Raw genomic sequence first — 16,057 nt, 5'->3', positions numbered from 1 at the left:
GCGACAGAGTCATTGACGGCCGACCGGCAGGCCGCCGCGGCCGGGATCACCCCACGATTTCTGCGTGGCGGAGAATCCCCTTGGGCAGCTCGTCCGGGACCGGTGTGATCTGGATGTACTTGATGTTGCGGCCGGGGATCACCAGGAGGGCGCCCTGGGCCTCCACCACGATCTTGTCCGTCTCCAGCGCTTTCTTGACCGTGGCGGCGATGGTGGCCGCGTCGTGCCCGGCCTGCTTGGGATAGCGGAACACGATCCTGGTCCCGTCCATAAAATGGATGACCATGTGAGCGATCCCCACCCCAAGCTTGCGCGCGCCTGCTTTTTCCATGAGCCCACACTCCTTGCTCAGACTGCTTGGGCGCCATTGTACACCGGCCGCCGGTGGCGCCGTCAGTTTTTCCGCGACGCAGGGCCGCCACCCAGACTGTGAGGATTCCTGTTTGCGGGGACCCGCCTTCCTGTTACAATCTTCCTGCCGGTCTCCCAACACACCCGGAAGCGACGGACGCATGGCCCAGTACCCACCCGCTGCCTACTATCCGCCCCCCGCGCCGCCGCCTCCCCAGCCACACGCCCCCGCCAAGAAGAAGCGGGGCTGCTGCAGTTGCTGCCTGTGGGTGCTGCTCCTGCTGTTCGTTTTGGCGGCCGGCTTCGTCGCCTTCGCCTATTTTTACCTCCAGCCGCCGGCCAACCCGGTGGAAGAGGAATACGAGGAAATCCCCGACTATTTTCCAGCTCAGCGCATGGAGCTGAATCGGATTGTGGTACTGGCGGAACCGCCATCTGTGTCGAGCCCGGGCGAGGCGTCCCATGGCTAGTCGCCGCACATCACAGCTCCTGCCGGTCCTGCTGATCCTCCTGACGGTTACATGGACAGCCGCCGCCGTGGACCCCGGCCAGGCGGAACTCTACCGCCGCCAGTACGCCGGCAGCCTGCAATACCTGCGGGTCAACATCTTCGAGAACCCGTACACCGTGCACGTGGCTCCAGACCGCTTCGTGCTCCCCACCCGCGGGGGCCTCAACGCGCTGCTGTCGGCCGGCGAGCCCGTGCGCGTTCAGAGCGTCACCTTCGCCGAACAGACCGTGGTTCTCGCCGTGACCGCACCCAACGGGACCCGCGGCGTAACCCTCCGTTTCGCCTTCGATGAACCACTCGACCCGCCGTTTTCCTCGAGCGGCGTCTTCCTGGATGCGGTGGCGGCCGTGTTCACGGCCACGGCCCGCGTGGGCAAGCCCGGCGACGACGCCCGGCCGCCCGATGAGGAGGAACCTGAGACGCCCCCGACTGAGGAGCCGGAACCGGAGGACGAGGCGAAGCCGCCGAGCGACGAGATCCGACTCCTGGTGGAACCGGGCGCCGACCGGCTCCCCGGCGATGGCGACGCGGTGACCACCGTGACCATCTCCGCCCGTAATCCCGACGGCCGGCTGCTGGATCACCTGGCCGGACCGGTGGACATCCGCATCAACGCCGGCCGCCTGGCGGCCGAACGGATCCAGATGTCGGGCGGCATCGCTCGGACCAATCTCCAGGTGCCCATTCTGGACGATCGCTCCAAGATGCTCCTGCGCAGCCTGCAACTCACCGCCATCATCATCCGGAAGGTGATGGGCGCCGGACCGGGTGCCGACTATAAAGAGATCGCTCTCGAAGAAGCACTCAAGGGGCCCAACGCGGCCGCGCTCAACACAACCGAGGGCGACAAGCCGTGGGTGCTCATCGTGGCCGAGTTCCAGGGGATCAAGGGGAAGGCCAAGATCCACCTATACCCGTCACCCACCCCAGCGTCTGCGGTCTTCGGCTACTACGAGGGGAGCGACATCACCGGCGCCTCCAAATGGACCTTCGACACCGGCAGCATGATCCTCAAGCAGGTGGGTTACGCCGATGAGGTGAAGGTGGCCTATACCGGCGAGAGCCACATGGGCTTTTACGGAGTGAGCGTGGGCGGGATCGGCACATCGCTCATCCCGCTGCCGGGCGACCAGTTCTTTCTCATCGCCCCGCCCATTCTGTTCCACCGGGTGGGACGGACCCAGACGGAGGCCGCGACCGCGCCCGAGGTGAAGCCCAAACCGACGGTGACGCTCACCGCGCGCGACAATCCAGTCGCCGGCGACGGTCAGAGCACCACCCCAGTGGTCTTCCAGTTCATGGACGCCCAGGGACGGCCCCGCGCCGGGGTGCGCCTGACCTGGAAACTGGACTTCCACGGCGTTTTTTCGGCTGACCAGAAAGGCCGCCTCCTCTCCAGCGACCCGGTGACGGGGGCCGACGGCACCGCCCGGGCGGTCTACCAGTCACCCGCGATCGGCGCCAAAGACATGCAGCAGACCGGCTCGATCAAGAACCGCGACGTGGTCGTCGAATACGCCGCCGGCGAGGACTCCGGCCGGGTCATTTGCCAGATCGGCGTCATGAAGGCCGCGCCGGTCCGTCTCGTCGTTGAGAAACCGGGGCTGGAGCGTTCGGTGCTTCCGCTGCAGATCGCCAGCCTCAATGGATTCATCAAGGGCCGGGTCTTGCTCAAAGTCACCACTCACCGCCTCCCAGGCACGGCCACGCGCGTCCCCGTCAACGACGCCACGGTGAAGTTGGAGGGAGACGAGAAGATCCTCAAGTGGGCCGCCGTGGACGTCGTGAAAACCGACGACGAGGGCCAGTTCACCATCCAGATGCACATGAGCAACTGGCCCCGCTGGGACAAGGAGCTCACGAATCCCTTTCTGGTCGCGCCATCGGCACGGTTGCTGGGGCTGCAGCACAACGCCCTGACCCATTTGGGCAAATGGGAGGCCTCCACCGAGGTCAAGTCCCGCAGCCAAATCTTCGTCCAGGGCGCCCAGACACAGGTGGCCGAATTGAGCGCCGAGGACGCCGAGGGACTTGTCAACAAAATGGAGCTGTTCGGCTGGATGCTCCTGGTGCTCAAGGACACGCGCAAGGACGCCACCGACGCCGGCCAGGAACTGCTGGGCCATGCCTGGACGCTGTTCCAGGCCGCGGCCAGCTACTTCTACGCCGACTCCAAGCTGGACAAGTACGTCAAGGATAAATACAAGCAGCTGGAAAAGACCGTCGGGCTGCGCAAGCTCCAGGCACTGAAGGCCCGCTGGGAGAAGAGCCAGAGCGCCCCGGCCAGCGTGTCGGGACGGATCTACCGCTGGCTGTTCAAATGGTTCTTCAAAACTCCCCCGGTCGAGCGGCTGGTGGACAACCGCCAGACCCGGCGGGTCACCCGCAGCATGCTCAACGAACTGATCCTGCCCCAGGTCATCAAACGGATTTCCGATTTTCTGGGCGAGTACGTACCCGAGATGCCGTTCCCCGACATCAAGGGGGCCATCACCGGTGCGCTGCTGGCGCCCTACGACGACCTGGCCAACCAGCTTCTGATCCTGTTCCTCGAAAACGACGACTACGACTCGATCCGCGCCGCCTACGCCCGCAGTTACGCCAAGCTCAAGGTCCGGCACGACTGGCTGGCCCGGGAATACCAGCAGATGGTGAAATGGCGCATCGCCGAGGAATGGCTTACCGTGCTGGTGGACACCATCAGCGAATGCGGTCAGGTGGCCATGAAGATCATCGGCACCATCTACCTGCAGCCGGAGATCGTCAAGCATGCCGAGACGCTGGAGAAAATCCAGAAGGTGTTCGACAACGTCATGGCCGGTGTGCGCTTCGTCGAGGAGTGCTACCGCTTCGTGGGTATTCTCAACAAGTCGCTCGACGTGGTGATGGTCACCACCGCCGACCTGTCAGGCGCCCCGGTTCAGGCCCTGTTGCTCCGGCCCGGCGCCGGGGGCGCGCTCCGCGTGGCGCAGGCCGGCCTGCTCCCCGGCGGCGGGGATGCCGACACGCCCCGCCTGGAGCTGGCGGACAATATGGAGTGGGACGCCTTCACCGCCAGCGGCGGCCGCGTTTCGGCCGACGCGCTGGCCTACCTCCGTGAAGCCGATGAGGCCGTCGCTGCCTGGGAGATGGCGACGGTGTCCGGCCTCTTCGCCCTGCACGACGGCGCACCCGACCGGATGCAGGCTTACACCGACGGGTCAGAACGCTGGGAATCGCTCCGGCGCCGCCTCCGCCTCCTGGCTCTGCGCGGCCTGGAGCGGCCCCTCACCGCCGCCGAGCGCGGCGACTGGGAGCGGTCGGTGAAGCAGTTCCAGGCGGAGACGGAAACCTACCAGACGCTGCTTGACGACACGGCCGCCGCCATCGACGACCTGCCCCCGGCCGCCGACGCCGCGATGATCGAGAACATCCGCCGACAGACGAGTAGCAGCTTCGTCTCGCGGGTGCCCGCGTGGGTGTGGTTCGCGGCGGGCGCCCTGCTCGTGGTCATCGTCGCGGCCGTGCTGCTGGGCCTGGCCCTGTCGCGGCGTTCCCGCCGGCGTGCGGCCGCGGCCGCAGTTGCCCAACAACCGACTCCGGCTTACCCGACACCGACCCCTCCGGCCCCGCCCGCCGCAACGCCGGCGTACCGGCCGCCGCCCGTCCCGGGCTACGCCGCACCGATGCCGGCGCCGGTGCCGGCGCGACCGGGTCCCCTGCTCCGGGACAACCTGGGCCGGACGCACGCCCTGGACTCCGGGTGCACCACATTGGGATCCGCGCCCGACAACGCCATCGTGCTGGCGGTGCAGGGCGTGTCCCGCCACCATGCCCGGATCTGGCGCACGCCGGAGGGGACGTTCTGGATCGAGGACCTGGGCAGCATGAACGGCGTGTTCGTCAACAGCCAACGCTGCACCAAGAGCTGGCTCGCTCCCGGCGCCGTCGTCACGCTGGGGCAGTGGCAGGCCCGACTCGAAACCGGTCCCTGAACCTTGGTCGTCCATTCCGTCCCGTTGCATTCACCGCCGAGATGTGGCGGAACATGGATGCCATGAACTGTAATTCGCGACCATCGACCGGATCGAGCCCGGTGGGCGCGCGGCCCGTGGAATCGGCCGGAATGCCCGTTCATCCAAATCTTTTGATACAATTGCCGTGTCTTTCTCTGCATCCTTTTTACTTTCGTGGTGAAGGAACCCGCCGATCTCCGAGGAGCTTGACATGAAACTGACTGAACTGGTGGACGAGCTCGACCGGTTGCTGAACATCCATGCCATCGAGGATGAATCGGCCAACGGCCTCCAGGTGGAGGGCCGCGCCGAGGTCCGCCGCGCCGGCTTCGCCGTGGACTACTCGCCCGAGCTCGCCGTCCAGGCGGCCGCCGATGGCATGGACTTTTTGTTCGTCCATCACGGGATGATCTGGGGCGGCCTGCGCCACGTGCGTGGAGTGACGCTGGCCTACCTGAAGCCGCTCATCGAACACGGGATTTCCCTCTACGCCGCTCACCTCCCCCTGGACGTGCACCCGGAGCTGGGGCACAACATTCAGATGGCCCGCCTGCTGGAATTGCAGGATCCCGCGCCCATCATCGACTACAAGGGCGCGCCCATCGGCATTCTGGCGAACACCGACGGGCCGGTCCCGCGCGAGGACGTGTTAGCCAAGGTCCGCGCGACCATCTCGTGCGACGTCCATTTTCTCCCCTTCGGCCCCGAGCGGGTGAGCCACGTGGCCATCGTCTCCGGCGGCGGCGCCAGGCTGGCTCTGGAGGCCCGCGAGGCGGGCGCCGACTTCTACCTGACGGGCGAGACGTCCCACAGCGCGTACCACCAGATCAAGGCAGTGGGCCTTAACGTCTGCTTCGCCGGCCATTACCTGACGGAAAAATGGGGCGTGCTTGCGGTGATGCGCCATCTGCAGGAGCGAGGTCTCGTGGAAGCCAGATTCTACGACATCCCCACGCCGTTCTGATTGCGTGGGGTTGATTGTGCCCGGATTTTCCGTTGTACCAACTTACGGGTGGTGTTGCTGCTTCTGGGCTGTTTCGGTGATCTGCAGCAGCGTTTCGGCTCGCTCGCGGATCGGATGATCGGGTTCGATATCCGCCATAACCCGGCGAAGCTCCTCGGCCGCCTCGTCGATCCGACCCTTCAGCAACAACTGTTGCGCCAGGTTGCTGCGGGCGCATTTTTCACCCGGGCATGTCGCCAGCGAGCGGGCAAAGCAATCTGCGGCCTGATCGAACCGCCCCTGAGCCTGGTACACCGCGCCCAGGCAGGCGTAGATGTCGGGATTTTCCGGCGCCAGGATCATCGCGCCCCGCAGCACGTTTTCGGCATCGGCATAATCGCCGCGGCTGTAATAGAACTGGCTGATTTCCATGAAGAGGTGGATCTCTTCCGGGCTGGCTTGGATGTTCAGCTTGGTCATGATCAATCCCCGCGCAGATTGCGCATCTTGCTCTGAATGGTCTCCCGCATCGCCACCAGGTCCAGCACCAGCTTGTCAACCAGCCGGTAGGCTTCTCGGAGGACTTGCACCTCCTGAAGCGCCTCTGGATCGTCGTTGGCCGCTTCGATTTCCGCCAGATCCTGAGCCGTCTGCCGGCTGAGGCTCTCGATCCGGTTCTGCCCGTGAGCCACCACCCAGCCCAGCGTCTCGTATCTCCCGGCCGCCAAGCGGCCGGACGCCCCGATCTCGGCCTTGGATAAATCGAATGACCCGTGGGGCAAGACCCCGTATTTCATCACGATCGCCGGCGTCGGCAGCCCCGACACCCCCGGTTCGGCGGCGGGTGTAATGCCATATTTCAATGTCAGACTGGTGCCGCCGGGCAGACCGCTCGGAGAGATCAAACCGTATACCAGAACCGGCGACGGTGTGGAGACGGCCGCTTTCGCCCGCTCGCTCAAGTGTTCGAATATGGGCGCCAGCACCCCGCCGGCCGCCGGCGTTCCCATCACCTCGCCCATGGGCGCCGCCCTGGCGGCCGCCTCGGCGGCGGCACTGGCAGCCGTCTCGATGGCCCGAAACGCCGCTTGCAAATTGATCATACTCATGGACTCCCTCCTTCGGCCAATGTCATCTTGCGGCCGCCTGCCGCGCGCCTTCAAACGCATACAGGCAATACGGCGCCTGGTGGGTCGCCCCCGTCAGGGAGTGGGACACCGCGGTGCAGCCACCGGCGCACTGGCGACCGTGGACGCAGCCGACGCACAGGCCGCCCAACATCTCCGGTGTGAATTCCCGGTTATAGGCGAAGCCTCCGGGCCGGTCCCAGATCTCCAGCAGGGTTTGTCGCCGCAGACTTCCCTCAACGAATCCGTCGTCCAGGATCGACAGGCAGCCCTTGACCGAGCCGTTGCTCTGGATGCCAACCGCGCGAATGCCGGCCTGGCAGCCTCTCCAGGTCGTGTCCCGAAGTTGAGGCTCCGCGTCTGACATGTAGCCGATGCAGTCGGCGGGTTCGGTCCGGGGGACCTGGCGCAGCCGGCGGGACTCGATGAGGATTGCCGCCAGTTCCTGATATTGAGCCGGCGAGAGGAACCAGTCGGCGTGCTCCCGAATCCGGCCGTAGAAATTGCTGGTCTGAACCTGCCAGGCGTAGACCGGCCGAACGAATACAATTTCGTCTCGCAGACGGCGCAGCTCCGGGAGGTTCAGGCTGTTCACCGTGGTCAAGACCGCAGCCGGAATCCCCCGCTCCAGCGTCGCATCGATGGCCGAGACGGCGATCCGAAAGGCTCCCGGGCGGTTCCGGATGAAGTCGTGGGTAGTTTCCAGACCGTCCACACTGATACCAACATGGAGCCGGGGCGCCTCATCCGCCAGCTCCCGCAACCGGTGCAGGTTGTGTCCTCCCGCCACCAGGGCCAGCCCGTTGGTGATGATGCCCACCAGCAAGCCGTGCTGCAGCAGGCGCCGGACGATGTCGGGCCAGTCGTCCCGCAGCAGGGTCTCGCCGCCGGACAAGGTGATGTGGCGGCAACCGGCCTCGGCCAGCTGGTCGCACACCCGCAGCGCTTCGGCCGTCGACAGCTCGTCCGCCCGCGCCGCTCCGGCCACCGACCCACAGTGACGGCAGCTCAGGTTGCACCGCAGCGTGGTTTCCCAGACGGCCCGTTCCGGCCAGAAATAGGAGCGCATGGTTCACTCGACAAAAGAAAAACAAACGTATAGTGCCGGTTTACTGATCCAGAAGCCCTATTGAAGCTTTGTTTAATTATAAACCCGACTGTGTGAATGTGATGTTGTTTTTCCGAAGTGCCCGTCCTCCCCGACAGACGCGGACACTGGCAGATATCCCGGCCAGGTGAACCGCTACTCCATCAAACCAATCGCGTGTACAATAGTCACGGTCGACCGGGTCGGAAATGAATCACCACGTGATGGACAATGGATTTAGCATCGCAACATCCATGGGCTGATGCTGCCGGGCTGTACATCCACCTGCCGTTCTGCCGGGAGAAGTGCCTGTACTGCGACTTCGTCACCTTTCCCCTGGGGCCGCAGGCGGAACCTTACCTCGCAGCGGTGGAGCGGGAGGCGGCCGCCGCAGCCGCGCGGGCAGAGCCGGCGTTCGCCCGGTTCGACTCCGTCTACCTCGGCGGCGGCACCCCGTCGTTGCTGCCGCCGGCGGCGGTGGCTCGCCTGCTGGATCGCCTGCGCGCCGTTTTCACCATCTCACCGGACGCTGAAATCACCCTGGAATCCAATCCCGAAGACGTTAATCCGCAAGCGGCCGCCGCGTGGGTTGCCGCCGGGGTGAACCGGGTCACGGTGGGAGTGCAGACCGTTCACGCCGACACCCTGATCGCGGTCCGCCGCCACGGCGGTTCCGCGGCTGTCACCGCGGCGGTGGCGGCGCTCCGCGAGGCGGGCGTGGGGAACATCGCCATGGACCTGATCCTGGGACTGCCCGATGAGGGGCCGACCCGCTGGGTGGAGAGCCTGGAGTTCTGCTTGGGACTCCGGCCGGACCACGTCTCGATGTACCTGCTGGACGTCGACGACCACCCGGCGGTGGCACGCCGGATCCGCGACGGCCGCTGGCGGATGCCGCCCGATGAGGCGGTGGCCGATTTTTACCTTAACGCCTCGGCGCGCCTGGCCGCCGCCGGACTGCCCCAGTACGAGATCTCCAACTTCGCCGCGCCGGCGCGCCGCAGCCGGCACAATCTCAAGTACTGGCGCCTGGCGCCGTACCTGGGGCTGGGCGTGGCCGCCCACAGCTTCGACGGCCGGCGGCGCTGGTGGAACGAGCGCCGGCTGCGGGCTTACGTCGATTGTACGGCCGCAAGCAGGCGTGCCGAAGCGGGCGAAGACGCGTGGGACTGGACCCGACGGGCCCGCGAGTTCGTCATGCTGGGGCTGCGCCTGGTGGACGGTGTTTCCCGCGCCGAGTTCCAGCGCCGCCTGGGACGGCCGTTTCCGCCGGAGTGGGCGGCAGCGTTGAAAAAAAATATTGTCCCCTCCCTGGTGTTGGACGATAATGGCACGTTCCGCCTCACCCCCCAGGGGATGCTGGTCAGCAACGAAATCCTCCAGGAACTCTTCGATGCGAATTGATCTGCGCAGCGACACCCTCACCCAGCCGACACCCGAGATGCGCCGCGCCATGATGGACGCCGTGGTGGGCGACGATGTCTACGGCGAGGATCCCACGATCAACGCGCTCGAGACCCGCGCCGCCGAGCTCACCGGCAAGGAAGCGGCGCTGTTCATGCCCACAGGTTCCATGGGCAACGCGGCGGCGCTGCTCAGCCACTGCGCGCCGGGCAGCGAGGTCATCTGCGAATCGGCCTCCCACGTCTACAATTACGAGCTGGCGTCCATGGCCGTCTTCGGCGGCCTGCTCCCGCGAGTGCTGCCGGGTGTGGACGGACGGATGGCGCCGGCTGACATCCGCGCCGCCATCCAGCCACAGGTGTACTACCGGGCGAACGCCGGCCTCGTCTGCTTGGAGAACACCCACAACCTGGCTGGCGGCACCGTGCTGGAACCCGCGTACATGGCCGACGTGCGGGCCATCGCCGATGCCCACACCCTGCCCATTCATCTGGACGGCGCCCGAATCTTCAATGCCGCCGTGGCCCTCGGCGTGCCGGTGGCGGAGCTGGCGCGTGACGCCGACTCGGTGATGTTCTGCCTGTCCAAGGGGCTGTGTGCTCCCGTCGGCTCCCTGCTCGCCGGCACCCGCGAGTTCATCGCCCGGGCCCGGGTGCACCGCAAACGCCTGGGCGGCGGCATGCGTCAGGCGGGCGTGCTCGCGGCCGCGGGGCTGGTGGCGTTGGACACGATCCCCCCGCTCCTGGCTGACGATCACGAAAAGATCCGGCGCTTCGTGCGATTTTTCCAGCAATACCCGTTCATCCGTCTGAACGCGGCGGCCACCCAGACCAACATCCTGATCTTCGGGGTGGATCACCCGCGACGGTCCGCCGCGGACCTGCTCCGCCTCCTCGCCGAGCAGGACGTGATTGCCTCGGGCTTCGGCGACCGGATCCGCCTGGTGGCCTACCGCGACATCACCTTCCCCATGGTGGACCGCTGCCTGGAAATCTTGGCGGAGCTGTTCCGCCAGCAGTTCTGATCCGAGAGGTGGATTGATGTGCGGAATCGTCGGTATCTACACGCACCAGCGGCGTGACATCCCGGAACAGGCGTCGCTCGCCCTGTTTGCCGAGCAGCACCGCGGCCAGGAAAGCTGCGGCCTGGCCTGGGCGGAAGACGGCCGGATCCGGCTGCTCAAGGCCATGGGCCTGGTGAAGGAGGTCTTCACCTCCGACGTGCTGGCCGGGCTGCACAGCCACTGCGCCGTCGGCCACGTCCGCTACCCCACCCAGGGTGGCGCGACACTGGAAAACGCCCAGCCGCACCTGGTGGAAACCCTCAACGGCCCCCGCTACGCCCTGACGTCCAACGGCGACCTGATCAATTACGCCTCGCTCCGCGAAGAGCTGAACCGGAATCATGTGTACCTGGCGTCCCGCAACGACGGTGAGGCCATGATCCGGCTGCTGGTCCACCTGTTGGAGCGCGAGGGGATGAACCCTGTCGCGGCCATCCAGACCCTGTTCACCCAGCTCGAGGGCGCGTTCTCCACCGTGTTCATGACGCCCGATGAGATGTACGCCTTCCGCGATCCGTACGGCTTCCGGCCCATGCTGCTGGGAGAGCTCGAAGACGGTTGGGCCGTCACTTCGGAAAGCTGCGCCCAGGACATCCTGCGCACCACCAACATCCGCGAGGTGGAGCCCGGCGAGATTCTTGTCTTCCGGCCCACCGGCATGACCTCGATCCGCACCGACGCCCGGTTCTTCCGCAGCGACCACCGGCCCGGTACGGCGCACTGCGTGTTCGAGCTCATCTACTTCGCCCGACCCGACTCCTTCCAGTACGGCAAGCAGGTCTACCGCATCCGGCAGCGCATCGGCCAGACGCTGGCCGGCTATGACGACTTCACGCCCGATTGCGTCGTGCCGGTTCCCGATTCATCCAACTTCATCGCCCAGGGCTACTCCGAGGCCAGCGGCGCTCCCTACTCCATGGGACTCATCCGCAACCACTACGTGGGCCGCACCTTCATCAAGCCGGTGCAGCAGTTCCGCGACGAGTCGGTGAAGCAGAAGTTCAATCCGCTGGCCGGCTTCTTCACCGGCAAGCGAGTGGTGCTGGTGGACGACTCCATCGTCCGCGGCACCACGCTGCGCAAGCTCGTGCGCATGATCCGTTCGGCCGGCGCCCGCGAGGTGCACGTCCGGATTGGCTCCCCGCCCGTAAAGTTTCCCTGCTATTACGGCATCGACACGCCCACCTATGAGGAGCTCATCATCAACCAGATCAACCAGGAGCAGCTTCGCATCCACATGGAAGCGGACTCGCTCAAATACCTCGAGCTGAAAGATCTCCTCGCCATCGTGGAAAACGGTTCCCAGTTCTGCGCCGCCTGCTTCGACGGCCGCTACCCAGTGGGCACCCCCATCCCCGGCAAGAAGTCGCAGTGCTGATCCCTGCGCCCCGAGTGGCGGGCGGCTGAACCGTGCCGGCCGCCGGAATCACCGGTTCACGTTTCACCGGTTTGCCGGCCCATGAGCCGCCCGAGTCTGCGTGAGGATGACCCGGGTGGGCCCTGATCTCTGAATTTTCCGCCATCGGTTCTCCAGGTGACTCGCCGAGGAAACCCGATTATAATTATGGCATTTTCACCGGTCAGCATCGACAGGAGCGGCACCGTGCGGGACTTAAGCCGGCGTACCGAGGGGTCGATCACCACGCCGAAGTTGCGGTCAAAACGGATGCCGCCGGGATTCCCCGGTATTTTATCCGGACGCTGTTGACGGTTTGACTGCCGATAAGAAATCAGGATTACTCAGAGAACACTCTGACGGGTTACGAAATCCGGGAGGCACACATGACGAGAAGCCCGAAAACGCTTCGATTTTGCATTCTGGTGGTCCTATGCGTCACCACCGCGGCGGTCGCGGCCCAAACACCGGATGCTCAACCCAATGCGGCGCAACAGGAACTCCATGAGGCCATCGCCACGGCTCCGGTCGAGCTGGACGGCCGAACCCTGTTCTTACTCCGCGGGATTTCAGCCTTCCCCGCCGAGGAGCGGGCCAGCGTTGTCTCCGCCCGGATTGAAACCGCCGCCCGCGACAAGAAATTCAACCCGCAAAACCTGGCTGTAGTCGAAGAGGACTCGATGTCCGTGATCACGGCCGGAAAAACCCGGTTGCTCAGCATCATCGATGCCGACGGCGATCTGGAAGGCGTTTCCCGCAAGTCGCTGGCGGGGGTCGTCTGCAACCGGATCCGCCAGGCGATCGTTACATATCGGGCGGAACGGCAACCCGAAGCCGTTTGGAACAACGTCTTCCTGGCTCTTGGCTACACCGGGATCCTGGCGGCCATCCTGGCTCTGTTGGCCTGGCTGTGGCGCCGGATCATGCGCCGCCTGGTCGTCAGGATCGAAGACCGGGCCCGTTCCATGGGCGTAGACACGTTGCAAGCGGGGAGCGCCCAGAAGGTGGGCAGCATCATCCGCCGCGGGCTGCGCAGCGTTTTGACCCTGGGCATCATCCTGGCCGCCTATTTCTACGTCTACGTGGTGCTCGGACTATTCCCCTGGACCCGGCCCATCCATGCGAGCCTGGCGAATTGGATCATCCGACCACTTCAAACCATCTTGAGCTCGATAGTCAGTCAGCTTCCGAACCTGATCTTTCTCCTGATCCTGTTCTTCATCGTGCGCTGGGTGCTCGGGTTGATACGCATGTTCTTTGACTCCGTGGCCAAGGGTACGATCACTTTCTCGTACTTCGATCCGGAATGGGCGCACCCCACCTACAAGATCGTCCGGCTGTTGGTGGTCGCCTTCGGCCTCGTGGTCGCGTATCCATACATCCCCGGCTCGGACTCGGCGGCCTTCAAGGGTGTTTCCCTTTTCTTGGGTGTCGTTTTCTCCCTGGGGTCCTCGTCGGTGATCTCCAACCTATTGGCCGGTTACACCCTGACCTACCGCAAGGCGTTCAAGCTCGGCGACCGGGTCAAGATCGGGAACGTGACCGGCGACGTGACCACCATGCGGTTGCAGGTGACCCATCTCCGCACCCCCAAGAACGAGGAGGTTATCATCCCCAACTCCTCTATCCTGAACGGAGACGTGACGAACTACAGTTCACTGGCCCAGTCGCCCGGCTTGATCCTGCATACGACGGTGGGGATCGGCTACGAAACCCCGTGGCGGCAGGTGGAAGCCATGCTCCTCCAGGCCGCGGACCGGACGCCCGGCCTGCTCAAAACACCCCCGCCGTTCGTCTTGCTGAACTCGCTGGGCGATTTCTGCGTCGTCTACGAGATCAACGCTTACAGTGACCAGCCTCAGAACATGGGCCCGCTCTACGCCCAGCTGCACCGTTCCATCCTGGATGTGTTCAACGAGTACGGCGTGCAGATCATGACGCCGGCCTACGAGGGAGATCCCGAGAAACCGAAGGTGGTCTCCCGCGACGAATGGTACAAGAGTCCGGCCGAACCGCCGCGCGAGTGACCGCGATCAGAACAGGCCCGGGACCAGCCGCTTCGTGCGGGCGCAGTAGGCGGCGTAGGCCGGGCCCAGGGCCTTGTGGAGTGCCCGCTCCTCGCACTCGATCCGGCGGATGACCGCCCACGTGATGGGGGCCATGAGGACCGCCAAGCTGAGCCAGTTGGCGAATGCGATCCCCAAACCCAAAAAAGCGATGAGCAGCCCGGTATATGACGGATGGCGGACCCAGCGGTACAAGCCCCGCTGCACCAGCTCATGATTGGTATGAATGGCTACATCGACTGTGAACTGCCGGCCGAGCGCCATGATCGCCGACCAGCGGATCACCAGCCCCGACACCAGGAGACCCAGGGCCACGAACTGGTCCCATTCACCCGGCAGGCGAAACCGGGCGGCAGGCATCCATTTGAACGCCACCGCCAGGATTACGCCGAGGGTTATCATCAACCACAGCAGCCGCAGCGAACCGCGGTCCTCCCGTCGAGCGCACGCTGCATCAGCCCGCTTGATGATCGACAATGCGATCTCCGACACGGGGAACAACGCCACCACCGACCACAGTATGATCCTGAGCATGGGACCCGCCCTCGACCGCCGGATGTTCGGGTTCCACTGTTTGTTCAAACGACGCGTGATGCCACGGGCATCGAAAATTATGGCTCCGTCGGTAACGTGAATCCCTACGACCAAACCTGGCGCAGGGAATTCAACCGGAGACCCAAAGCTGGAGCTGCTGTGGCTTTCTCGCTCCGGCTGTCGCGGAGCATGATGTCGATGAGGCCACCGGGGAGCTTCGGCCCCACATATTGCAGGAGCTGGGCCAAAATGGCGGGGATGTGGCGGATGGGCACCCGCTCGTTGCGGTTCAGCAGGCGCACCAGATCGTCCATCGCCATCTCCTCAGGACCCTGCAGGTCGAAGATCCCGCTTTCGCCCGACTCAAGCGCGGCCAGGATGGCGTTCACGACATCCCCGATGAAAACGGGCGCGACGCGCTGCCGGCCGCTGCCGAGCACCGTCACCCGCTCCGTCGGTCCGGCGAGCAAGGCGCTCGCCGTGGGTCCGGGCGCCTCCGGCGGACCGATGATATGGGCGCACCGGAACACGGCCAGCGGAATCCGGGTGTCCCGGATCAGCTGCTCGGCGCGGGCCTTGGTCTGGAGGTAGGGGTTGGCGGCGGTTTCCGACGCGCCGAGATAGCTCAGGAACACCACGAGTCGCGCCCGTCCGCCCTCGAGGGCCTGGATCAGTCGGTCGGCGGGAAGCACGTTGGCCTTCATGTAGTCGTGGTCGGGCGGATTCAGCGCTCCCGCCAGATGCACCACCGCCTCGGCTGTGCGGATGACGTCTCGGGCGGCGTCCACCACCAGCCAATTGGCAATAGAGCGGCAGCCCTCCACGACGAACGGTTTGCGTACCAGCGCAGTCGGCATGATGCCGCGCTGCACCAATTCAGCCAGCAGCCGGCCGCCCACCTGCCCGTTGGCACCCGTGACGACGACGGATCGAGGGAACACACACGCCTCCTGCCCCGAATAATCGACGCCGACGGTTGGTCATCGACTGCTGCATATCCATCAACCCACCGGTCGGCGGATGATGGTCTTCCACCTGGCCGGGGTGGCCTTGCGGCTGTCGCTGAGGGAGATCTCATGACGCTTTCCCGCCAGCCGCCGGCCAAGGGATTCGGTGTTGCGGTGCACCTTCGCCACTGCTGCGCCCTCGACCAGGACCGCGCAGCGGAGCCGATCAATAGCCACAGGCGCCGCCTGGCGCCGCACCTCGGCCACGTCGCGCTCCACGAGCGCCCCGGTGACGAGAGCCGGCTACATGATCATGAGGGTCCACCGCCAGTGCGACTCTTCGTGGATCGAAAATCGAGTCATGTCATCGACTCACCCCAGTCCTTCCAGCGGCATCACGTTGTGGTTCACGGCCAGCGGGCCCTTAGTCACCATGAACGTGACGGCATACGACTCGGCGAACAGTGTCTCCACGGCGGCGGCGAATTCCGGAGAGTCGCTGGGGTCTCCGACGCCATCCACCATCAGGTGGCTCTGAAGCGGCACCTCGACCTGGGCCACTGCAGTTGCGGACGGACCGTAGAGCGATTTCAGCTTCTTCCGGTAATCAATCCACGGCATCGCGTCTTTTCA

13 protein-coding genes and 1 pseudogene are annotated in these 16,057 nt (G+C 65.2%); 7 read left to right on the top strand and 7 right to left on the bottom strand.

The genetic code is table 11. From position 1 onward, the window contains the following. Nucleotides 1-46: 46 nt before the first annotated feature. Nucleotides 47-331 carry a hypothetical protein gene (locus GX414_07570; protein ID NLI46948.1) on the bottom strand — a complete coding sequence of 95 codons (285 nt, stop codon included), beginning with the start codon at nt 329-331 and terminating at the stop codon, nt 47-49. A gap of 181 nt (nt 332-512) precedes the next feature. Between GX414_07570 and GX414_07565 the strand changes: the two genes are divergently transcribed. From GX414_07565 to GX414_07555, 3 genes are all read left to right on the top strand, one after another. Next, nucleotides 513-821, top strand: a complete 309-nt coding sequence (locus GX414_07565; GenBank protein NLI46947.1) for a hypothetical protein — start codon at nt 513-515, stop codon at nt 819-821. Then, nucleotides 814-4,836: an FHA domain-containing protein gene (locus GX414_07560; protein NLI46946.1), complete on the top strand. Its 4,023-nt coding sequence runs from the start codon at nt 814-816 to the stop codon at nt 4,834-4,836. Before GX414_07565 ends, GX414_07560 begins: the two co-directional genes overlap by 8 nt. A 232-nt stretch (nt 4,837-5,068) precedes the next feature. Next, the gene (locus tag GX414_07555) at nt 5,069-5,821 is read left to right on the top strand and encodes a Nif3-like dinuclear metal center hexameric protein (GenBank protein ID NLI46945.1); all 753 of its coding nucleotides are present in this window, start codon (nt 5,069-5,071) and stop codon (nt 5,819-5,821) included. A gap of 42 nt (nt 5,822-5,863) precedes the next feature. Here GX414_07555 and GX414_07550 read toward each other — a convergent pair whose 3' ends face one another. The 3 genes from GX414_07550 to GX414_07540 are packed head-to-tail and all read right to left on the bottom strand — an operon-like array spanning nt 5,864 to nt 7,996. Beyond that, complete coding sequence (locus tag GX414_07550; GenBank protein ID NLI46944.1) at nt 5,864-6,280, bottom strand: tetratricopeptide repeat protein; 417 nt, start codon at nt 6,278-6,280, stop codon at nt 5,864-5,866. Between the two features lie 2 nt (nt 6,281-6,282). Beyond that, the gene (locus tag GX414_07545; protein ID NLI46943.1) at nt 6,283-6,909 is read right to left on the bottom strand and encodes a hypothetical protein; all 627 of its coding nucleotides are present in this window, start codon (nt 6,907-6,909) and stop codon (nt 6,283-6,285) included. Between the two features lie 22 nt (nt 6,910-6,931). Further along, the gene (locus GX414_07540) at nt 6,932-7,996 is read right to left on the bottom strand and encodes a radical SAM protein (GenBank protein NLI46942.1); all 1,065 of its coding nucleotides are present in this window, start codon (nt 7,994-7,996) and stop codon (nt 6,932-6,934) included. Between the two features lie 249 nt (nt 7,997-8,245). On the opposite strand from GX414_07540, the gene hemW reads away from it, so the two are divergent. The 4 genes from hemW (at nt 8,246) to GX414_07520 (ending at nt 13,904) form a co-directional block, all read left to right on the top strand. Beyond that, nucleotides 8,246-9,418: a radical SAM family heme chaperone HemW gene (gene hemW, locus GX414_07535; GenBank protein NLI46941.1), complete on the top strand. Its 1,173-nt coding sequence runs from the start codon at nt 8,246-8,248 to the stop codon at nt 9,416-9,418. Then, the gene (locus GX414_07530; GenBank protein NLI46940.1) at nt 9,408-10,442 is read left to right on the top strand and encodes a low specificity L-threonine aldolase; all 1,035 of its coding nucleotides are present in this window, start codon (nt 9,408-9,410) and stop codon (nt 10,440-10,442) included. The genes hemW and GX414_07530 overlap by 11 nt, the downstream gene beginning before the upstream one ends. A gap of 16 nt (nt 10,443-10,458) precedes the next feature. Further along, entirely contained in the window at nt 10,459-11,859 is a 1,401-nt protein-coding gene (gene purF, locus GX414_07525) for an amidophosphoribosyltransferase (GenBank protein ID NLI46939.1), read from the top strand. Between the two features lie 404 nt (nt 11,860-12,263). Further along, nucleotides 12,264-13,904 carry a mechanosensitive ion channel family protein gene (locus GX414_07520; protein NLI46938.1) on the top strand — a complete coding sequence of 547 codons (1,641 nt, stop codon included), beginning with the start codon at nt 12,264-12,266 and terminating at the stop codon, nt 13,902-13,904. A 6-nt stretch (nt 13,905-13,910) separates the two neighbouring features. Here the strand turns inward: GX414_07520 and GX414_07515 are convergent, their stop codons facing one another. The 3 genes and pseudogenes from GX414_07515 to GX414_07505 form a co-directional block, all read right to left on the bottom strand. Further along, complete coding sequence (locus GX414_07515; protein ID NLI46937.1) at nt 13,911-14,477, bottom strand: isoprenylcysteine carboxylmethyltransferase family protein; 567 nt, start codon at nt 14,475-14,477, stop codon at nt 13,911-13,913. A 104-nt stretch (nt 14,478-14,581) separates the two neighbouring features. Further along, entirely contained in the window at nt 14,582-15,418 is an 837-nt protein-coding gene (locus tag GX414_07510; GenBank protein NLI46936.1) for an NAD-dependent epimerase/dehydratase family protein, read from the bottom strand. 60 nt (nt 15,419-15,478) lie between these two features. Next, nucleotides 15,479-16,045 (bottom strand): annotated as a pseudogene (locus GX414_07505) (hypothetical protein). Nucleotides 16,046-16,057: the final 12 nt, after the last annotated feature.

It is taken from the genome of Acidobacteriota bacterium (assembly GCA_012517875.1).
In the GTDB taxonomy this organism is placed as follows: domain Bacteria; phylum Acidobacteriota; class JAAYUB01; order JAAYUB01; family JAAYUB01; genus JAAYUB01.
The sequence above is the reverse complement of the archived record's forward strand: the minus strand, read 5'-3'. Positions and strand labels throughout refer to the sequence as shown.